17 protein-coding genes are annotated in these 19,977 nt (G+C 54.7%); 7 read left to right on the forward strand and 10 right to left on the reverse strand.

The window, feature by feature from the left end:
- Positions 1-71: 71 nt before the first annotated feature.
- The 4 genes from Poly59_RS18880 to accD all read right to left on the reverse strand — a co-directional run bounded on the left by Poly59_RS18880 (position 72) and on the right by accD (position 3,344).
- Entirely contained in the window at positions 72-278 is a 207-nt protein-coding gene (locus Poly59_RS18880) for a hypothetical protein (RefSeq protein ID WP_146535669.1), read from the reverse strand.
- Complete coding sequence (locus Poly59_RS18885) at positions 256-1,104, reverse strand: hypothetical protein (RefSeq protein ID WP_146535670.1); 849 nt, start codon at positions 1,102-1,104, stop codon at positions 256-258. The genes Poly59_RS18880 and Poly59_RS18885 overlap by 23 nt, the downstream gene beginning before the upstream one ends.
- 217 nt (positions 1,105-1,321) lie before the next feature.
- Entirely contained in the window at positions 1,322-2,224 is a 903-nt protein-coding gene (locus Poly59_RS18890) for a serine/threonine protein kinase (protein ID WP_146535671.1), read from the reverse strand.
- Positions 2,225-2,495: 271 nt separating this feature from the next.
- On the reverse strand, positions 2,496-3,344 hold the full coding sequence (accD, locus tag Poly59_RS18895) for an acetyl-CoA carboxylase, carboxyltransferase subunit beta (RefSeq protein ID WP_246151820.1): 849 nt from the start codon (positions 3,342-3,344) through the stop codon (positions 2,496-2,498).
- A gap of 436 nt (positions 3,345-3,780) precedes the next feature.
- On the opposite strand from accD, the gene Poly59_RS18900 reads away from it, so the two are divergent.
- The 4 genes from Poly59_RS18900 to Poly59_RS18915 all read left to right on the forward strand — a co-directional run bounded on the left by Poly59_RS18900 (position 3,781) and on the right by Poly59_RS18915 (position 8,196).
- Complete coding sequence (locus Poly59_RS18900; protein WP_222436137.1) at positions 3,781-5,169, forward strand: right-handed parallel beta-helix repeat-containing protein; 1,389 nt, start codon at positions 3,781-3,783, stop codon at positions 5,167-5,169.
- A gap of 81 nt (positions 5,170-5,250) precedes the next feature.
- On the forward strand, positions 5,251-5,883 hold the full coding sequence (locus Poly59_RS18905; RefSeq protein WP_186776381.1) for an esterase/lipase family protein: 633 nt from the start codon (positions 5,251-5,253) through the stop codon (positions 5,881-5,883).
- Positions 5,884-6,165: 282 nt separating this feature from the next.
- On the forward strand, positions 6,166-7,623 hold the full coding sequence (locus Poly59_RS18910) for an FG-GAP repeat domain-containing protein (RefSeq protein WP_246151761.1): 1,458 nt from the start codon (positions 6,166-6,168) through the stop codon (positions 7,621-7,623).
- Positions 7,624-7,785: 162 nt separating this feature from the next.
- Positions 7,786-8,196, forward strand: a complete 411-nt coding sequence (locus Poly59_RS18915; protein ID WP_146535675.1) for a hypothetical protein — start codon at positions 7,786-7,788, stop codon at positions 8,194-8,196.
- A gap of 97 nt (positions 8,197-8,293) precedes the next feature.
- Here Poly59_RS18915 and Poly59_RS18920 read toward each other — a convergent pair whose 3' ends face one another.
- Positions 8,294-8,857, reverse strand: coding sequence for a hypothetical protein (locus Poly59_RS18920; protein ID WP_146535676.1), 564 nt, complete (start codon positions 8,855-8,857; stop codon positions 8,294-8,296).
- 349 nt (positions 8,858-9,206) lie between these two features.
- Here Poly59_RS18920 and Poly59_RS18925 point away from each other — a divergent pair, with 349 nt between their 5' ends.
- Entirely contained in the window at positions 9,207-9,791 is a 585-nt protein-coding gene (locus tag Poly59_RS18925) for a hypothetical protein (RefSeq protein WP_146535677.1), read from the forward strand.
- Positions 9,792-9,840: 49 nt separating this feature from the next.
- Here Poly59_RS18925 and Poly59_RS18930 read toward each other — a convergent pair whose 3' ends face one another.
- The 3 genes from Poly59_RS18930 to Poly59_RS18940 all read right to left on the reverse strand — a co-directional run bounded on the left by Poly59_RS18930 (position 9,841) and on the right by Poly59_RS18940 (position 15,271).
- Positions 9,841-10,383: a hypothetical protein gene (locus Poly59_RS18930; RefSeq protein ID WP_186776382.1), complete on the reverse strand. Its 543-nt coding sequence runs from the start codon at positions 10,381-10,383 to the stop codon at positions 9,841-9,843.
- A 119-nt stretch (positions 10,384-10,502) separates the two neighbouring features.
- Positions 10,503-13,700 carry an efflux RND transporter permease subunit gene (locus Poly59_RS18935; RefSeq protein WP_146535678.1) on the reverse strand — a complete coding sequence of 1,066 codons (3,198 nt, stop codon included), beginning with the start codon at positions 13,698-13,700 and terminating at the stop codon, positions 10,503-10,505.
- Between the two features lie 17 nt (positions 13,701-13,717).
- The gene (locus Poly59_RS18940) at positions 13,718-15,271 is read right to left on the reverse strand and encodes an efflux RND transporter periplasmic adaptor subunit (protein WP_146535679.1); all 1,554 of its coding nucleotides are present in this window, start codon (positions 15,269-15,271) and stop codon (positions 13,718-13,720) included.
- A 27-nt stretch (positions 15,272-15,298) separates the two neighbouring features.
- Between Poly59_RS18940 and Poly59_RS29680 the strand changes: the two genes are divergently transcribed.
- Positions 15,299-15,436: a hypothetical protein gene (locus Poly59_RS29680; RefSeq protein WP_186776383.1), complete on the forward strand. Its 138-nt coding sequence runs from the start codon at positions 15,299-15,301 to the stop codon at positions 15,434-15,436.
- A 46-nt stretch (positions 15,437-15,482) separates the two neighbouring features.
- On the opposite strand, the gene Poly59_RS18945 is transcribed toward Poly59_RS29680, so the two are convergent.
- Together Poly59_RS18945 and Poly59_RS18950 are read right to left on the reverse strand one after the other, a co-directional pair.
- Positions 15,483-16,094, reverse strand: coding sequence for a hypothetical protein (locus tag Poly59_RS18945; protein ID WP_186776384.1), 612 nt, complete (start codon positions 16,092-16,094; stop codon positions 15,483-15,485).
- A 244-nt stretch (positions 16,095-16,338) separates the two neighbouring features.
- The gene (locus Poly59_RS18950; RefSeq protein ID WP_146535681.1) at positions 16,339-16,554 is read right to left on the reverse strand and encodes a hypothetical protein; all 216 of its coding nucleotides are present in this window, start codon (positions 16,552-16,554) and stop codon (positions 16,339-16,341) included.
- A gap of 279 nt (positions 16,555-16,833) precedes the next feature.
- Here Poly59_RS18950 and Poly59_RS18955 point away from each other — a divergent pair, with 279 nt between their 5' ends.
- A complete protein-coding gene (locus Poly59_RS18955; protein ID WP_146535682.1) occupies positions 16,834-19,977 on the forward strand; it encodes a DUF1553 domain-containing protein in 3,144 nt (1,047 codons plus the stop codon).

Genomic DNA, 19,977 nt, shown 5'->3' on the forward strand with positions numbered 1-19,977 from the left:
CCTGCCCACGATCAAAGATCTGCCGAAACGCGTTCGGCAGGTTTCGTCGATCGCTTGTTAGGCGATCGTCTCTAACCAACCATTATTGATTGAACCGGCATTACCATCACCGACGGATTGGCCGTGTTGGTGCGGTAGTAGTCGGGTGCCCAGCGGTTCAATTCGATCCACATTGCGATCACTGCAATCAGCATGAACAGCATGCTAAGCAAAAGCATGACGGTATAGACGCTTGGCGGCTGTTTGCCGCTTTTTTCAATCGAGGGTTGTGTCGACACGGTCGTTCTCCTGCATGATGCCTTGGCTGTAATCTTCCATAATCTCGCCGACTGAACGGTCTGGTTCGGTCTTACGAATCTTGACCTTGCCTTTATAGACACCGCCACGGGTGACTTCCAGCATGTGGCCTTCTCGCAGTCCTTCGTCGTATCCGATCGAGACTAGTACCAAGCGACGCGGGCGATCGATTTCAAGAATCTTGCCATTCCGCATTGGCGGTGCGCCATCAAGGGGTGCGTTGATGTCGATTCCCTTCGAGGTCACGACTTCTTCGAAGCGAGTGACTTGAGCCATCAGTTGTGCGTTGCGTTCTTCAAGCTGTTGCTTGAATCCGCGAAGCTTATTCATCTGGTCGGTAAGTTCGAGCGTTTGCGTGAAAAGGCTGTCGCGATTCTGTTGCTCGTCGCGGACCTTCTGACGAAGTGTCGAGTTTTCAGCGGTCAGTCGTTCCAACTCTTGGGCTCGGCTGAGGTCGGTTTGCGTCAGTTCTTGAACCTGGGCGGTAAGAGCTTGAACGCTCGATTCGCTTTGCTGAAGATCGCTCTTGAGTTGGTCAAGCTGCGTCTGCAGGGCAGCTAGTGCAGTGCGACGAGCAGCCTGTTCGCGGTCGAGCGAAGCTTGACTGTTTTCTCGCTGGATATTGAGTTGTTCGTTTTCACGCGAGATTGCTTCGATCTTCGCCTTCAGGCCCGGTTGACCGTTGACACCCGTCAACACGACATCGCGCCAATTGCGGTGCGAGGCGTTAACGGCAAGCGCCAGCACCATAAAAACGGCACTGAGGATCAGAATGAGAGCGGTGAAGGACTTCCCAAGTAGGGTCATGGGTGTTTTCCGTAAACGACGAGATCGACAAAGACTGCCACGAAGTATAGTTACGCGGAAAAACGAGTGTCAACGAATTCGCCGCGAAAACCGGCAATGACACCCCCTTTTACCGAAACTGACCCAAATGCACGGCGCCGTTTGATTTCACAGGGAAAATCGAAACGGCGGAACATGCAAATTGGGCCGAAAATGGGGATTTTAAGGGTTGTTCTGGTTAGTCAACAAAGGCTTTTTCCACTTGGCGGATTCCGTGCAGGAATTGATCCATGTCGGCGGTCCGAGCATCGACATCGGGATTCAGCGCGTGCATGATCGTTCGTGCCAAACGGGGGTCTATGTTGGGGCACCGTTTGATCAAATCTTTCGGCGGTGATGAATCGTGTTGCAGGGCGGCTCGACCATTCAACATTTGGCTCTGCCACGGGTGCTCGAAACAGCACAGGCAGTAACACGTGACGCCGAATGAAAAAATATCGACTCGCTTGTCGGTCGGTCGGCGTCGGACAATTTCCGGCGACATGTATAGCGGCGTGCCGGTACGGTTTCCGGCCACCATGAATGGAGCGGTCGCTGGCACGGTCAACCCAAAGTCGATCAGTTTCACGCCTGTCGTTTCCGGCAAGCAAATGAAGTTTCGCGGGCAAATGTCGCGGTGAATGAACCCTTGGTCGTGGACGTATTTCAGAGCTTCCGCCATGTCGCGGATCATCAGCATCCGTCGGCCTTTGACGTGATGTTCCTGATGTTGAACGACGATATTTTGAAGGCTAGGACCGCCGATGTATTCCATCACGAGCACCGGCTCACCCTTGAGCGAAAAGCCGATTTCGTAGGTTTCGACGACCTTCGGATGCTTCATCATCATCGCGATTTGGCCTTCGGATGGTTTGCCGAGTCCTTTGAAACGGGCCTCGAACAATTCCATCTTTTCAATATCAAGAACCTTAACTCCGACCATGCGGTCGTTGTGTTCCCGGTCTTTCGCGACGAAAAAGTTCGCCATTGTTCCGGTAACGGCCGTTCTTTGACGGGAAAACCGTCCCGCTACGTCAATCCGGCCACCGGTTCCGCCACCGCTGGACTTGAACGCCGACTTGATGGAATCGAACAGGCTCATCGGAATTGGTGATCAGGGTTCAGGTATCAGGAGCAAAATTCGGACGCGTAGGCTCGTCGAAACCCCACGCCCACTTATTCTAGTTTACGCATTTTGTTTTGAGCTTGGCACTGCAATCCTAAATCTGAATTGCAACAATCTGGCTGCGCGTAAGTCCACTAGGCGGCGCGACTCGAGGCTGATGCCTTAGATATCGGCTGTTTGGCCGTTTTGCATGCGTCGCTTTGCTCGTTAACACCGCTTGCGATGGCCAGCCGGCGGTCGGATGCGGCTATTTTCCGCAATAGTCGATGGCTCGGGCGATCTCGCTTTTCAAATTTTTGCGAGTCACGATTCGATCCACATAGCCATGTTCGAGCAGAAATTCGCTGGTTTGGAAGCCTTCGGGCAATTCGATTCCGATCGTCGCCTTGATCGTTCGCGGACCAGCAAATCCAATCAAAGCCTTGGGTTCGGCGAAAACCAGATCGCCCAGCGACGCAAAGCTCGCCGCGACACCGCCCATCGTCGGATTCGTCAGCACGCTGATGTACAGCCCGCCCGATTCGTCGTAGCGCGCCAAAGCGGCTGATACTTTTGCCATCTGCATCAGCGATAGGATGCCCTCGTGCATGCGGGCGCCACCGCCCGAAGCGGAGATGATGATCAGCGGAAGCCCGTCATCGGTGGCTCGTTCGATCAATCGAGCGAGTCGCTCGCCGACCACTGAACCCATGCTTCCCATGATGAACGCACTGTCGGTGACAGCAAACGCAACACGTCGTGCTCGGATCATTCCGACGCCCGTCATCGCGGCATCGGTCAGTCCGGTGCGTTTTTGTTCGCCTACCAAGCGGTCGGCGTATTTGCGGCGATCCGAAAATTCTAACGGATCAACTGGACGAAGCGCCTCGTCCATCGGTTCGAACGTGCCCTCGTCTAAGACCTGGGCAATTCGGTCCTTGGCGGAAACATAGAAGTGATGGTCGCACTTCGGGCAAACGTTTAACCGCTGCTCAACTTCTTTTTTGTAAACCGACGATCCACATCCTGGACACTTCAACCACAATCCTTCTGGCACGCCGCGTTTCTTTGGTGGCACGGGCGCATCGGCAGACGACGCAGGTGTTTCCTCGGACATCGCGGGACCAGCAGAGTTGGAATCGACGGTAGACATTCAGAATTATTTCTTGCGGTGACGAATCTTGGCTCGCATACGGCGTTTCTTACGTCCTACTTTTCGTCGACCTTTTCCCGTTCTCTTAGTACCCACCTAGTCTAATCTCCCATGGTTTTGCGTCGAAAACAGAGTGTCATTCGACATCAAGGCTGAACAATTCCCTCACTATAAATGCAACTGAGGGTCGCGTAGCGTACCAAATCGCAGCTACAGGGCAAGTCGGATACGGAAATCGCTATCCATCGGCCCAAGCGGCCAGCACGTTATCCAGGAATCCTGCGGCGCGTCCAGATTCCTTGACCCGGTCTGATCGCGGTCTTACGATCCCAAAACCCCAATCGGAGACGAATCCAATATGTTGCTGCGAACAATCGAATGCTGCCTGCGCAGATGGATGATGGCTTCCGCCTTCGTTTTTGCCGCGGTCCACGCCGAAAGCAATTCGGTCATTGCCGACACTGTCCTGCCAAGTTCGCCGGACGATCAGGCTGGTGACCAGACCGGTGACCAGACCGGTGACCAGGCTGGGCAGGTTCCGGATGGACCGTTTGTGCCGCGGCCGTTTTGGCGAAAAAAAGGCGACTCGCCCACGTTTGCTCCCGATTGGTACGCCAATCGAGGCGAGGCAACGGTCGAGGTTCATTTTGACTCTTCGAAAACCGCTGCCCAAAACGGCGAGCTGTTGAAAAGGACGCTGAGCAATCTGTCGGCGGGCGACCATGTTCGAATCCATGCGGGCACCTACGTTGTCGATTCTCTGTTGGTGATCCAAGCCCAGGGGACTCGGTCATTTCCCGTCACCATTGAAGGTGCCCCCGGCGAAGAAGTGATCGTCACTCGATCGGATGCGCGTCAGAACGCCTTGAACGTCGACCGTTCGGAATACTTGATCGTGGAACGTCTGACACTCCGCGGGGGCTCGACAGGTTTGAAGCTGCAGAGCGCCAATCACTTCATGTTGCATGACGTTGAAATTGTTGGCACCGCAAACAATGCGATCGCCGCAAATTCGGCGAGCACGTCATATCTGTATTTTATCGACAATGAAATTCATGACACGGCCAGCCATGGCGAAGGCTTTTATCTAGGGTCGCACGATGGCCAGTTCGTCACTCACCACACCTTTGTGATCGGCAACTATATCCACGATCTAAACCACTCCGACGTTGACCAAGGCGACGGAGTCGAGATCAAAGACGGATCGTATGCAGTAATAATTAAGCAGAATTTCATCCGCGGGACGAAGTATCCGGGCATCATCGTCTATCGAACCGGCCGAGAGCCTGCCGATCGCAACGTGATCGAAGAAAACGTGATCCTTGATTCGGGGGACAACGCGATTCAAGCAACCGCCGATGCAATCATTCGTAACAACTTGATCATCACCGGCGTTATCGGAATCATGTCCAAGCCCTCGGGCACGGCTCCACGAGACCTGACGATCGTCAACAATACGATCATTGCCAAAGGTGACGCGATCAAAACCATCGATTGGGACACGCCTGAATCAACGGGCATCCGTGTTGCCAACAATGCCATCTTTACGCAGTCCGGTCGCGCAGTCGCCAACGGATTCGGCAACGCCCGTTCCACCGCCAACGTGGTCGTGAGTGAACTGTCGAAGACGTTCAAGAATGTCCAGTTGGATGGTAGCGGTTTGGACGCGAATCCGTTGGAAACGTCAAATCTAGTGGGCGTCGCAAACGCAGCAGACTTGCCAGGGCACGATCTGTCGGGACGCGTACGCACAGGCTCGTCTGATGTCGGTGCACTCGGCATACGCTAACAAGTAGAACGCGAAAACAGGATGAGTGATTTTCATTGGTCAGGTCCTCTAGTGCCTGTCGTTTCGCGACGGTGTAACTGAATGGGCATCGATGCAGCGACAGGTTCACAGGCATCCTTGCAGCTGCCCGAACGCGTGATCTTGATCCCCGGTTTGCTTGAGCCTCGGCCGTTCCTTTGGCCTTTGCAAGGTAGCCTGGCTCGTCATGGTTTTCGGGCTGAATGTTGGCGAGATCGAGTGGTATTTCGCAACTTGGAACGCAGTGTCGATCGATTGTCTGCCGCGATCGCAGGCGATGCGAATCAAGACGGTTCCATTGGGATCGTGACTCACAGCTTTGGTGATTGGGTCGCACGTGCAGCAATCGCTAAATCACGCCGACATCGTGTGACGGCGATGGTGTCGTTGGCTCCTGTGATGCGCGCCGGGTTCTTTCCCAGTCTGCTGTACGGAGTGACTTGGAATCTGATCCCCGAAATCAAGATCATCATGAACCGAGTCGATGCGTCGGCGAACCTTGATTGTGACGATCGAGTTCGCCGATTGGTGGTGTGGTCGCGGTTCGATGAAAGCTTACGGTCGGTGTCGTTGGATCACGTTCGTAATCTGCAAGTTCGACGTGTGTTTGCGACGCATCTTACAATCGTTTGCCAGCCGAACGTGTTGAAGCTGACGCGGCAATTTCTGCTTTCCGGCAACCAATTTTCGAAATAAAACGACATCGCGTTTGCGATGTCGGGTCAGGGGGCCGGGCATATTCATTGGAACGCAATCGGGTTGTTGGTAGACTACCTGTACATCCCTCTCATTTGAATCGAGAAACATTCTGTGTCGCCAATGCATCTGTCCGCCCGTCATGTCAGCACGTTGATCTGCGTCGTGGTTGTGTTCTCGTTGGGATGCCGCGACTCAAACGAAAACGATGTTGCTGGGAACTTTGGAAAATCTTCATCGGGGACACTCCGTCGACTTCCCCCCACGAATTCGGGCCCAAACGTGGGCCTTAACATTCTTAATGCAAGTGAGAAAGCGGAATTCGTTGAACGTGTTCGCCCACAAGTTGAGCAATTCTGTGGTGATTGCCATGTGATGGCGCTGCCGAGTAGTTCGGCGGTAGATGATTGGGTTGCCGAAGTCGAACAAGGATTCTCGTTGTACGAATTTTCTGGACGGACGGATCTGCAGCTGCCGGATCGAAGTGATGTGTTGAAATTCTTCCAGTATCAGGCTCCCGAACACATCGAGCTGACGAATGGGATCACCGGATACCCTGAATCACCCGTGCCTTTTCGCGAAACAACGGTTCGCTTTCCTGGCAATCGGCCACCCGTCGTCACGAATGTCACGTTGATGGATTTGGGGATCCAGGAAACTTTGGCCCTGGTCTACTGTGACATCGGTTCTGGCGCGATCCTAGCGCACTGGCCTGCCGAGCCTGAGCCGACGACGATTCGTTTGGCGACCGTTTTCCAGCCGGTACATGTCGAGTCCTGTGACCTTGATGACGATGGCAACGTTGACTTGGTGGTTGCTGATATCGGCGAGTTCAACGCCAACGAAAGCGACCTCGGTCAAGTCGTCTGGCTGCATCGTCGTGGTGATTCCAGCAGTTTCGAGAAAACGGTTTTGCTAGACGGTTTAGGCCGAGTCTCGGATGTGCGGCCCGGCGACTTTGACGGCGATGGTGATACCGATTTGCTGGTCGGCGTCTTCGGTTGGCGAAAGACTGGGCAGATACTTTTGATGCTCAATGACGGTAACGATTCGGGCGGCGTACCCGAATTTACTATCAAAAAGATCGACGATCGGAATGGCGCCATTCATGTGCCACCGATCGATCTTAATGGTGACGGACATCTCGATTTCATCGTTCTGCTAAGCCAAGAACACGAACGGGTAGAAGTGTTTTTGAACGATGGTGCGGGCAACTTTGAAAATGAGTTGCTTTGGGCTGCTCCGAATCCCGCGTACGGATCCAGCGGAATTGAATTAGTCGATATGGATGGCGACAAGGACATCGATTTGCTGTATGTCAACGGCGATTCGTTTGATCGTGGGGCCAAGGCTCATCACTCGGTTCAGTGGCTCGAAAATGTCGGCGGTAACTCTTTTGCGCACCATCATGTGTGTAACATGCCCGGAGCCATGGATGCGACGGCCGCTGATTTCGATGGTGACGGTGACATGGATATCGTCGCTGCGTCTCTGTTGGCAGGCGATAGTCGACAGCAACTAAACGCCGTCGACTCGTCGTCCCTTGTGATTCTGACTCAGACGGGCAACGGCGAATTTGTCCCGGCGAGAATCGAAGGCAAGCTACACCAGCACCTTTCGTTGGTGGCCGGGGACTTTGATCACAATGGTACCGTCGATGTGGCGGTCGGCAATTTCATTCGGGATGCCGTTTCGGACTTGCCCGATCTGGTGATCCATTGGAATGAACGCCAGCAGTAACGTAAACAGCGCTGGGATGGCGGGCATGTCGTCTCAGTTGTGAGCATGGCATGAGCTTTGCAATCAGGTCTGTTAGCGGAAGGACTGCGCGATTCCAACTTCGGTGTGTCGTTCGTTCGCCGTCGTTGCTTACCTGTCGTTGCTTACCTAAGGAGTGCTGTGATGCGACTGAACGTTTGGATGTTGTTGGTTTGTTTACTCGGAACGCCTTTATTCGCGCAAGATCCAAAAATCGAGCCTGCGGATGAATTGGTTCCGGTCGAGTCGGCCGAAACGCCACTCGATTTCTGGATGCAGAAAAAGCTTGGTTACTCAAGCGAAATACTGAAGGGGCTTGCTCTGGGCGACTTTGACTTGGTCGAATCGAGTGCACGCCATCTGCGAGTTCTCAATCGCATCGAAGGGTTTGTGCGGAGCCGCAATCCGGACTATCGAACCAACATAAACTTGTTTGACCGATCGACGAACGAAGTGATCCGACAAGCAAAGGCGGAAAACATCGAAGGCGTCACTTTGGCGTATCACCAAATGACGCTCAGTTGTGTTCGTTGTCACCAAACGCTTCGCGAGTAGTTTTCGTCAACCCTCAGCGGCGCAAATGTTGACGGCTTCGCAGCGATTGTTGCATCGAGGCAGTCACTGCAGCGTTGCATTTACCGCATTGCTGTGATCATTGCATCGCGGCGAGTTTGTCCAGGATGACTTGTTCGTTTACGGACAACTTGCCTTTTCCGAAACGAGCGTTCGACGAGTTGGCAACATTCGTGGCCATCCGTAAGAACTCGGCATGCAGCATGGCTGACATCTTTGGCGTCAGCGTCTGGTCGACTGCGGCTGCGTATTCTTCCCAAACTTTCCAAAGCGATTGCGGCGGGCAATGGTGGAGCCACGTTTCCAGCAGATCGAACGCCGTTGGCGAGTCTTTGACGCCGTGACGCAAGGCGGCGCTCAAAATGGCTTGACGTTCGGCGGGAGTGACACGGCCGTCCGCCCAGGCCACAAACACGGCGGGAACCAACGCTAGTGCCGCGATTGATGAAGACCTGATGCCAGCGTCGATCAAGTGGTCGAGTAACTCTTGGTCGTGAAAGCCGGTTTCTGCTTCCAGATCGAAGCGAGACTCTTCGAGTTCAAGTTTTTCACGCAGTCGTGCGCCCAATTGCTCGTCGACTCGGTGGAAAAACTCATCTTCAAGGGCTTTGCCTCGTCGATGAAGGGAATCCATTTCAGGCATGATTTCGCATCTCGGTTAGTGAGAATCGGCTTGCCAGCGTTTTGTTCGCCGACGTCAGTTGAGTTGATTTGAACGCAAAAGCAATTGTGGTGCCAACCTGCTTGTTGACTGCAAGAGTACGGGAACGGCCAACTTGGTTGTGTTCAACCGGCCCGGTGGCGCGCTGTGATGCCCGTCGCAGATCGTGCGAATCCGCACGCGTGAGCGGAATGGGACCAGCTCTCAATCGCATCGCTTGCGAGAATCTTGGAAATGCAGCCGGCGACGTCGTTTGTCGCTGCTGCGATAGTTGGTCCGCGCTTTGCTTTACCGATTGTGGCTAGACGATATACACCTTGGAATTGACCTCATGACATCCATGAAGAAGCAATCTGGACAACTTCGCAATGTTGCCACTCAGCATTTTTTCGGCGAACTGGAACGACAGATCGTCCAACGCCTTCGCGACGAGGCGACAAGCGAACAAGGCCGCGTCGAGTTGCTGCGAAGTACTGGGCTTCACGATACTGAGTTGTTGGAAGAACTCGGTAAGTTGGGGATCACTGCTGATGGTGTCATCGCGCTGCGACTGTTGCCGTTGGTGTTGGTCGCCTGGGCAGACGGAAATGTTAGTCAAGAGGAACGCGAAGCCGTTATGGCCGCGGCGTTAAAGATGGGGATCGTCGAGAGCACGACGGCTTGGATATTGCTTGACCAGTGGCTCACCAAGCGTCCTCGCGGTGTCAGTGTCGACGCTTGGCGACGGTACATCCACGAGGTCATGGCTCAGATATCAAGCACTGCGCAGAAACGGTTGGTTGACTTGACCTGCCAGCAAATGACTCAGGTTGCGAAAGCCACCGGCGGCGTCTTAGGCTTTGGCAGTGTTTCAAACAAAGAACAAGAAGTCATTCACGAAGTCAAAATCGCGATGCAACTAAAAGCAACGCCTTAGGAACGCGAAGCTTGTTAAGTGCCTCATTCGCAGTCTCCCCTTCGATCAACTAGTGATCGTGACCGCTGTGGTCATGGCCTCCGTGATCGTGCCCGTCGTGGTCGTGTTTGATTTCACCGCGATAGGGAGTTCCATTGATGGTCAGCGTTAGCTTGGGGGCTGCAGTATCGTCATCGATATGTCCGACTAGTTCAGCATCAGCAATTGTGAATCGTGACGATTTGCCATTGGGATCTGCGTCATCAGGGGTGGCGGCAAGCTTGTATTGTTCCGGCGTTCCGTCGTGCATCAAGTTGATCGTCAACTCACTCGCATCAATGGGGACGGCTTTGGTTGCCGACGAATCAAGTACATAGATCGTCACCGAATTGTTGTCGTGGATCACTTCAGCGTGGAATTCTTCGTTGCCGAGTTCGACTAGAGTTCCGTGATGTGGTCCTTCGGACGGGTGGGAATGAACGTCGGCGTTATCAGGCGGAAGACTATTCATCTCAACTGCCGCGTCCGAAGTTGTCGTTGCTGGTTTGGATCCGCACCCGGTGGCAATCAACAGTGTCGCGCCAATGGTGAATGCCAAGTTAAAGTTTCGCATTTGCTTTCTCATAGGTTTTAAGATTGTGCGAAAGGAGTGTCGGGTCGGACAGTCTTTTTCGCTCATTAAACTAGGAACTGTGAACTGGTTTATGCATTGCAATGTGATCGCGATGTAAATCATGCGTTGGCTGTTGCTTCGTCAAGTGTCGCTTCGCTCGTCGCTTCGCTGACCACTCGGGCAGCCGACTTCATACCAAACAACCAGAACAAAGCTGGGTGAACAAAGAAGTCGAGCGCCGTTGAGCTGATCAGGCCACCTAAAATCACAGTCGCGACTGGATACAAAATTTCTTTGCCTGCTTCGCCAGCCGACAACACCAATGGCACCAGCCCGATCCCCGACGTCAGTGCGGTCATCAGCACGGGTGCCAGTCTTTCCAGGCCAGCTCGAACGATCATCGCGGGTGTGAACTGTTCGCCTTCGTGTTGCACCAAGTGCAGGTAATGCTGAAGCAACAGAATCCCGTTTCGCGAGGCAATCCCCGCTAGCGAAATGAAGCCGACCATTGCTGCGATCGTCAGCGTTTGCCCGGTCATGACCAGTGCGGCAACCGAGCCGATGAATGCCATCGGCAGCGCCGCCATGACTTGGAACGCTAAGTTCGCACTGTGGAACAAAGTAAACAGCACCAAGAAGACACCAACCATCGAGATCACGAACAACACCGAGATCACACGACTGGCTGACTTCTGACTTTGGAACTGTCCGCCGTATTCGACGAAGTAACCGGGCGGCAGCTGGGCAATGATTGGTGTGATCGCCGCTTGAATGTCCGTCACGACATCGACCACGCCGCGGTCAGCCACGTTGCACTGGATCACAACCCGGCGGCGAACGTTCTCTCGGTTTACGACGTTGGGGCCGCCGGACTCATAGATCTTTGCCAGTCCCGACAGCGGAATGGTGCCACCCTCTGGCAACTGAATGGATAGTCGTTTGAGTTGCTCGATGTCCTCGCGATAGGCTTCCTTCATACGGACGACTAGATCGAAGGTTCGCATCCCGTCAAGAATCTCAGAGACGACTTTGCCGTTCATTGCTGTTTCGATGTAGTCGTTGACCGCGGCACTTGATAAGCCGTATTGCCACAGCTTGTCGCGATCCAATTCGATGCGAAGCTGCGGGATGATCACTTGCGGTTCTAGCAGAGCGTCGGTCACGCCCGGAACCAATTCCATTTGGGCTTTGACTTGCTCGGCCTTCTGGCGAAGCAGGTCAAGATCGTCGCCATAGATCTTGATACCGACCTGTGCCTTCACACCCGACAACATGTGCGAGATCAGGTGAGCAATCGGTTGCTCGACGGCCGTGACGATACCTGGAATGTCTTCCATCGACTCGCGTATTTCTGCCAACTGTTCTTCACGCGAACGAGGTGAATCAGGGTCCAGTTCAATGATCATTTCGGACATGTTCACGCCCTCGGCGTGTTCGTCTAATTCCGCGCGACCGGTTCGCCGAGCAAACTTCTGAACATCGTCAATCTTCTTTAGCGACTCTTCGACCGTTTGCGCAATCGTGTTCGAAGCAGCAAGCGAAGTTCCAGGCGGAAGAACGACGTTCAGCTGAATCGTTCCTTCGTTGAACGGTGGCAGGAAATCTTTTTCCAATCGCGATACAAAGATGGCTGCGATCGCAACCAAGAGCAATGTCACACTCAAGTTGAATCGCGGGAAAGTCAAGCTAAAGCGAATCACTTTGTCAGCAACCCATTTCAATCCTCTTAGCACCAAGCCGTCCTGCTCGTCATCGCGACCTTTGCCGAGTGCGAGCAGCCAGTACGACAGGATCGGTGTCACGGTCAGCGAGACGACCAATGACGACAGGATTGATACGATATAGGCGATGCCGAGCGGCGCAAATAGTTTGCCTTCCATGCCGCCGAGTGCGAACAGAGGCAAGAACACCAAGACGACGATCATCGTGCCGAACACGATCGAACGGCGAACTTCGGTGCTGGCCCGAAACACCACCAGCAGCGGATTGAGCGGGGTGCCGGCCGATCGGTTCTCTTTCAAACGGCGGTAGATGTTCTCGACGTCGACGATCGCATCGTCAACCAACTCGCCCATGGCAACGGCGATGCCACCAAGCGTCATCGTGTTGATGGACAAACCGAACACCGAAAAGACGATTGCGGTCATCACCAGTGAAAGCGGAATCGCGGTCAGCGTGATGAACGTCGTGCGAATGTTCAACAGAAACAAAAACAGAATCACGACGACGAGAATGCCGCCATCTCGAAGTGCTTCGACGACATTTTCGATGGCTCGGTCGATGAACGATTTTTGCGAGTACACCGTCGACAGTTGTGTGCCCGGTGGCAGAGTCGGTTTGAGCTCCTCGATCGCCTTCATCACTTCGTTGGTGACGTCGCGTGTGTCGGCGCCTGGTTGCTTGTTGATCGTCATGACGACCGCCGGACCGCCACGCCATTTGCTGCTGACGGGCGAGGTGGTCAGGTCTTCAACTCTGACGAACGCCGAACTGTCGCCGCGCTTGACTTGTGCTCCCTCGATGACATTGGCGACTTGCGAAAGCAGGACCGGGCGCCCATCACGAATCGTTACCGGAATCTTTTTCAGGTCCTCAATCGATTGGATTCGTCCGAGTGATCGGACCAACAGTTCGCTTGGCCCTTGGCGGTCAAGGTAACCACCGGTTCCGTTCTCGTTGCTGCTGGTGACCGCAGATTCAACTTCGGGCAGGGTAACGCCGTAACGCAACATCGCGTCAGGATCGACCAGCACTTGATACTGCTTGCGTTGACCGCCCATCGTAAAGACTTGGGACACGCCCGGTATCGTCAGTAAACGTTGCCGAACGACCCAATCGGCCGTCGTACGCAGCTCCATCGGATCGGCGGCTGGGTCGTCGTTCCATAAACCCAACATCAAAATCTGGCCCATGATTGACGAGATCGGCGCAAGCTGGGGAGTGATCCCTTTGGGCAACCGATCTTGGACCATCTGCATTCGCTCGGCAACAATTTGTCGATCCGTGTAGACGTCCGTGCCGTAAGCAAACTCGACGTAGATCACCGAGATGCCAACGCCCGACGAGCTGCGCACGGCTTCGACGCCGTTTGCACCGTTCATCGTTGTTTCGATCGGCAACGTGATCAGTGTTTCGACTTCTTCGGGCGCCATCCCGGGCGCCTCGGTCATGATGACCACGCGCGGGCGATTGAGATCCGGAAAAACATCGATCGGCATCACCATCGTTTGCCAGGTTCCATAGCCGATCAGAAACACGGCAATCGCGATGACGAGCAAACGCTGGTGAAGCGAAAAACGGATGACTGCATTTAGCATTTGATTTCAGCTCCGTTTTAGTGGTTGTGGCCAGCGTGCGGGTCGACCGCTCCGCCGGATTTGTTCTTAATTGCCATCTGCATTTGATGCGCAGCTTTTAGCGCGATGACGTCGCCTGGATACACCGAGCCATCGTTGGCGATCACGGCAGCATTTTGGTCGCGATAGCGAACGTGGACGGGAACGCGAGTGAACGATTTACCGTTTTGTTGGAATACGAACCAGTCAGCCCCGTCTCTGACCACGGCATCAACGGGCAGCACGATTTGGTGTTCCCACTCTTCGACGGGCACGCGTAGTTCCATCCGCTGGCCAAGTCGGTATTTCCACGAAAGGAAGCGTTGGTTCTCGTTGTTGGTTTCGTCTCGAACGACTTCGTTGGGCAGTTCCACGAACATCGATAGCGTTCGCGAATCAGGATCGATTGAATTGGAAACGAACGTCAGTTTTAGCCCGCGAACCGTTTCTTGTCCGGACGAGCTGCTGATCACCGCATCAACGGCCCATCCTCGTTTGGCAGCTTCCGTGATCGCGTTGACGTCGTTCTCGAAAGCCTTTCCTTCGATGAACAGCCGGGTGTAGTCCGACAGCGAACAGAGCTTTTCGCCTGCCATGATCGCCTGGCCTTTATGAACCAACAGGTCATCAATCACTAGCGGCGTGCCAGGTTGGTCGTGCGAGTGTCGATGCGAGGCATCGTTGGTCGGTGGCAGTGATGGAGGTAGCGACGGGTCTTGGCGGAACGAAACAGGACGGATTTGAACCTGGCTTAGTCGCAGTTCTTCATCGTGATCGTGTTCGTCCACATCGGGTGCAACGATTCGCAGGTCGCGCAGCAATTTGCCGTTCGTCCCGATTGCATCGACTTGTCGATCAGACAAACCGTGCATCCGCAATGCTTCACGCTGAGACGTGGCAAAGGCTTCGAGTTTTTCTTTTGCGTAGCGTCGTTCCAGCAATAGTTTTCCTGAAATGGCACCTGATTGAGTTGCCTGTTCAAGACGGTTGATCTCGCGTGCTTCGACTTGCAGCTCGCTCACCGTTTTCAGGTAAGCCGTTTGCGTCTCGACCAAGTCTTCGTATGTCAAACGAACTTCAAACAGCAACTCGCCCGGCATCACGGCTTCGCCGGTGACGGCGTGGACGTGCGTCACGACTCCGTTTAGCGGCGATGAAACAATGATCGAGGATCGGCCAGGTTTTGCGACCACCACCGCCGGCACCGTGATTGATCGGCGGTAAGTTGATAGTTCGATTGGACGTAAGAAGTCTTGCGTCAGTCCAAGATTCTTCAGGGCTTGCGGAGTCAGTTGCAAAGATGCCGTTGCGTTGCCGATCGCCGTTGATTCGTTGTGCGCAGCATGGCCGGGCGAGTCGTCATGCGGACCCGAATGTTCGTCGTCTGAACTCGCACGCTGTGACGCTAGAGTTTGGTCGATCAACCGCGACAACGGTGGCCACCAAGCGGAGGATGTCGCAAAAGCTGCGATCAATACGACGAGGCCCACGCCCCAGCGTATCGCAGTCCATGGCATCGAAGCCCTCGGCATTTTGGTTTGATTCGATTGCATTTGTCGGACTCTGTAGGAATGGATTTGATGACTCGCACCAGCATCGGTTTCGACAAAGCTGCACCGCGCATTGCTGACTCCGGCACGGGAATCAACGTCGCAGCAGCGTCACATCGTGGAACGCAAACGAGCTGGACAGCAACTCGTCGCGGCTGGCCTAAATAAGAAATCGCCAAGAATGGTCGTGACGATTAACCCAAACTAGCGAGGCTCAGATCTGCCAAGATTGCAGATCGGCGCAGCGGCCACTGGAGGTCAATGCACTCGAAAGCGGCGAAGAGGCGAAGAAGCGGTGCGCAAGCAGACCGTCCGTGACCGCAAACTGATGCGAGTCCCAGTGCACCGCTTCAATGAAGCGGGCGATCGATTGGAAATCGAACGTTTGCACCTTGGCCGTGACATAGCTGCATCGAGCTTCGTTGAAGTCGTGGGAATCACTGTTTGATCCGTCACAGCAAGCGGCTTCGATCGATGTGATAACACGATCGAAATCCGCCTCGGTTGCCTGATCGTACCCGTCGTCTTCCAAACCGCAGCGGTGGCCCGCGTGGTCATGTGCGACGGTGCTGATGTCCGCATGAGCAGTCCCGTGTTCAGCACAGCAATCGTTGCCGACCGCGTGCGAATGATGCCAGCAGCAACCCAACACCGCGTGAGCGGCGAACGCAAAAAGCGTCAATCGTTGGATGAACCGCGCAATCACAGCAACGCAACTCGCTAAATACAAGAACCGAACCAGAACCGTTAACCTCATTGTCACCAGTCCTACAATCGGGTCAATGGCGACCGAACTTGAACATCCCACGTCAGTTTTGTCAGCCAAGAGTTCGCTCCAAGATCGAGAAACGTGCTTGCAGGCCGCTCAATTCCTCGGTTTTGACGTGAATGCAGGTGCTTGACCGTGTTTCGCGGACGGGCGCAGTCGTCGTTGCCCTACTGGGCCGACGCTCGGTCTCGGCTCGGCACAAGTTCCCAATTCCAAAACTCGTACTGGCTACGATTTTCGGCATTGAAGCTGGGACAGCTCGACAGGTTGTGTGGGGGGCTCGTCGCCAGACTCTCGAGGATCAAACCCCCATCGTGATGGCTTTCTCGCTGCGTTCGTTGGCACCATTACTCTGGTTGCTACTCGCTCGGTATCTCAACGCTCTTTCGACAATTGGATCAATTGGCCCCAATCCGATATCCAACTTTTCGAGGTTGGGAATCGACTGCGGCCACTCTCCGAATCGTTGTTCATGCAACCGCACCGCGATCGCCAACTTCGTTAGTCGTCGTTCCATGGTCGATCAAACGATGGCGGAACCGCAGACGCTCAATTTCGTTGACTTTGCCATGACAGACCAAAAATATCTGAATCACTGGACCGGTGTCATGGTAAAGCTAGATCGTGGCCATAAGGGTTGCGATGCTAGCAGGGAGTTTCTCACCTTCGCTTCTGATCCAAACAAAAACTGGGCCGCCCGTTTCATCGTTGACATTGTTAGTGCGAAGCCTCGGAGGATTCGACTAGACTTATCTGCCTTGCTTCTGCGTCGTTCTCACTCTGACGATGGTTTGTGATGTCTCCATTGGTGCCCGCCGGTTTGTTTGTGATGATTGTCGCCGGGGGGGCTGCTTTGCCGTGGTGCATTGCGGATGCAGCCGATGGAGTCAGCGGGACAGCGATCAGTTTTCCCGAACAGATTCAGCCCTTATTAGCTCGCGACTGCTTTTCATGTCATGGGCCAGATGCGAGCACTCGCGAAGCAGACTTGCGATTGGATATCGAATCGGCTGCCAAGCAGCATGCGGTTGTTGCCGGCGACGCCACTTCTAGCGAATTAGTCTCGCGGATCTATTCGACGGATCCGGACTCGCAGATGCCGCCGCCCGAAACGGGGCACCGTTTGTCAGATAGCGAAAAAGCACTAATCCGTGGCTGGATCGATCAGGGCGCCGGTTGGCAATCGCACTGGGCATTCGAACCGATCGTCGCGCCGAAAATGTCTCCGGCTGGCGATGATAAGAAGGCCAGCCCGATCGACCGATTCGTCTCTGCTCGACGAAAGGAAGCGGGGTTGGACGCTTCCCCGCCGACCGACCGAGCCACGTTGTTGCGGCGGGCTTATTTCGATTTGGTTGGCTTGCCACCGTCGTCTACACAAATCCAGCGGTTTATCAACGACGACCGTGAAGATGCCTTTGAAATCGTGGTCGACGAGTTGTTGCGGTCGCCTCACTACGGCGAGCAGATGGCGGTTGAGTGGTTGGATGCGGCGCGGTACGCCGACACCAACGGATATCAGAACGATTTCAATCGCAGCATGTGGTTGTGGCGTGATTGGGTAATCGCCGCATTCAATGAAAACCTCCCCTACGATGAGTTCATCGTCGATCAAATTGCTGGCGACATGCTGCCCGCTGCTACCGAGCGGCAACTGGTGGCCACCGGATTCAACCGAAACAATCGTTCCGTGACCGAAGGCGGATCGATCGAAGCGGAGTGGCGCGTCGAGAACTGTGTCGATCGTGTAGAAACGACCGCAGGTGCCTTTTTGGGACTGACGATGGGCTGTGCCCGTTGTCACGACCACAAGTACGATCCGGTTTCGCAAAAAGAGTTCTATCAATTCTACGCCTTCTTTAACAACGTTGACGAACGCGGTGTCTATAACGAGGCACGCGGAAACGTGGGGCCACAGATCGCAATCACAACCCCAGCGCATGCGGCAAGACTGCAGGACTTATCACAGCAAGTCGCCATACAGGAAAAACTCGTTGGCGTTGACGTCTTTCCGAAAACCATCGCCGGCTGGCGTGCAGAACTGGAAAGCAGTGAATTCGAAAACCGTGACAGCAAAGTACCTGAGGCTATCTTCCGCTATCCCAATCCAGGGGCCACTTTGGCCGGCGCTGAAAGTCCCGTTGGTAAAAGCATTCTTTTAAAAGGACTCGCTGGGACGATCGATATCAAGCCTGAGCCGGAATTTCCGTTCGAACAAGACCGGCCGTGGAGCTGGTCGGTGTGGGTTCACGGTGACGCTCGCGGGGCTCTGTTCGGAAAAATGGATGTCGGCAATGCCTACCGAGGTGTCGATGGATTGATCTTGTCCGATGGGCGGTTGAAGATTCACTTGATTCACCGCTGGCCCCAAAATGCGATCGCCGTTTTGTCAGGTACAAAGCTGCCCGGCGGCCAGTGGACGTGCATCACAGTGACGTACGATGGATCGTCGAAAGCCTACGGGCTGCGTGTTTACTTTGACGGCCAGTCGATCGAGGTTACGACCGAGCAAGATGCATTGACTCAGACGTTGGCAACTGACGTTCCCTTTCGTATCGGACAGCGGTCGACGTCCGAATTCTTGACGGGCCAGATGGCCGACTTCCGGCTCTTTGAAGTCACACTCACCGACGCTCAAGTCGCCCAGCACGTCCGTTCATCGATCGTGCAACATCACGATCAATTGCAGCAAGCGAAGGCCGGTGTCGTCGCGGCCGAGCCAATGGATCAGGCAGATCCAATGGTTCGGTATGTCAGCCGCGTGCATGATAGCCCGTCGGCGCAGAAACTAAAGAAGTTGCGTGCCGAACTGAATCAGCTACACGACGCGCGTCCAACAACCATGGTCATGCGAGACCAGGCAGAGTACCGTGAGACGTTCTTGCTGATTCGAGGTCAATACGACTTGCCCGACACTAGCGAACCGTTGTGGCCGGCGATCCCGGCCGCGTTGCCTCCGCTAGCTGACGACCAGCCTGCCAGCCGGCTCGGACTGGCACGATGGATGGTCGATGATCGCAACCCATTGACCGCTCGCGTTGCCGTGAACCGTGCGTGGCAGAAATTCTTTGGTCGCGGCTTGGTGGAGTCGGCCGATAACTTCGGAGTTCAAGGTGCCCCGCCAACGCATCCGAATTTGCTGAACTATTTGGCTGACGATTTCCGACAGCATGGTTGGGATCTCAAACGGCTGCACAAGCAAATTGTGTTGAGCGATACCTATCAACAGTCGTCCAAACATTCGGCCGAATCACTTGCCAGCGATCCCGACAACCGTTGGCTCAGTCGCGGGCCACGCTATCGTTTGTCGGCTGAACAAATTCGCGATCAGGCGCTCGCAATATCGGGGTTGCTGGTCGATCGCCACGGTGGGCCGGCGGTGTTCCCGTACCAGCCGGCCGGGTTGTGGGAGGAACTAGCCGGCGGCGCTAGCGGTGGCCCCTACGTACAATCTGAACGCGATGACCTCTATCGTCGCAGTCTTTACACGTTTCGCAAACGAACTGTATCGCACCCCACGCTGGCAACGTTTGGCGCGCCGAGTTGGGAGGTCTGTCAGTTGAAACGATCTCGTACCAACACGCCGTTGCAATCGCTCGCACTGCTGAACGATGTCACTTACGTCGAAGCTGCTCGGCACTTAGCCACGCGGGTGTTGACGCACGACGGCGATGCCGAAAATCAATCGCCCACTGATGCGATCGGATTCGGTTTTCAAACTGTCGTTCTGCGTCAGCCCACAGCATCGGAAATCGAGACGCTTGTTCGCGGCTATGCTGATCGCCTAGCGTTTTACCAGTCGCATCCGCAGGAAGCCGAAGCAATGTGTGAAGTTGGTGATTCGCCTTGTGACGAGTCGTGCGACCGCTCGCATTTGGCGGCCATGACATCCGTCGCGGCGATCCTGTTGAACTTAGACGAAGTCCTAACGAAGCAATAA

This window comes from Rubripirellula reticaptiva (genome assembly GCF_007860175.1).
In the GTDB taxonomy this organism is placed as follows: Bacteria; Planctomycetota; Planctomycetia; order Pirellulales; family Pirellulaceae; genus Rubripirellula; species Rubripirellula reticaptiva.

Coding starts and splice junctions, on each gene's coding strand:
- Poly59_RS18935 (WP_146535678.1), bottom strand. CDS start 13,700: ATGCTAAATGCAGTCATCCGTTTTTCGCTTCACCAGCGTTTGCTCGTC.
- Poly59_RS29680 (WP_186776383.1), top strand. CDS start 15,299: ATGACTCGCACCAGCATCGGTTTCGACAAAGCTGCACCGCGCATTGCT.
- Poly59_RS18940 (WP_146535679.1), bottom strand. CDS start 15,271: ATGCAATCGAATCAAACCAAAATGCCGAGGGCTTCGATGCCATGGACT.
- accD (WP_246151820.1), bottom strand. CDS start 3,344: ATGTCCGAGGAAACACCTGCGTCGTCTGCCGATGCGCCCGTGCCACCA.
- Poly59_RS18950 (WP_146535681.1), bottom strand. CDS start 16,554: ATGGAACGACGACTAACGAAGTTGGCGATCGCGGTGCGGTTGCATGAA.
- Poly59_RS18930 (WP_186776382.1), bottom strand. CDS start 10,383: ATGCGAAACTTTAACTTGGCATTCACCATTGGCGCGACACTGTTGATT.
- Poly59_RS18925 (WP_146535677.1), top strand. CDS start 9,207: ATGACATCCATGAAGAAGCAATCTGGACAACTTCGCAATGTTGCCACT.
- Poly59_RS18905 (WP_186776381.1), top strand. CDS start 5,251: ATGGGCATCGATGCAGCGACAGGTTCACAGGCATCCTTGCAGCTGCCC.
- Poly59_RS18890 (WP_146535671.1), bottom strand. CDS start 2,224: ATGAGCCTGTTCGATTCCATCAAGTCGGCGTTCAAGTCCAGCGGTGGC.
- Poly59_RS18915 (WP_146535675.1), top strand. CDS start 7,786: ATGCGACTGAACGTTTGGATGTTGTTGGTTTGTTTACTCGGAACGCCT.
- Poly59_RS18955 (WP_146535682.1), top strand. CDS start 16,834: ATGTCTCCATTGGTGCCCGCCGGTTTGTTTGTGATGATTGTCGCCGGG.
- Poly59_RS18900 (WP_222436137.1), top strand. CDS start 3,781: ATGGCTTCCGCCTTCGTTTTTGCCGCGGTCCACGCCGAAAGCAATTCG.
- Poly59_RS18885 (WP_146535670.1), bottom strand. CDS start 1,104: ATGACCCTACTTGGGAAGTCCTTCACCGCTCTCATTCTGATCCTCAGT.
- Poly59_RS18920 (WP_146535676.1), bottom strand. CDS start 8,857: ATGCCTGAAATGGATTCCCTTCATCGACGAGGCAAAGCCCTTGAAGAT.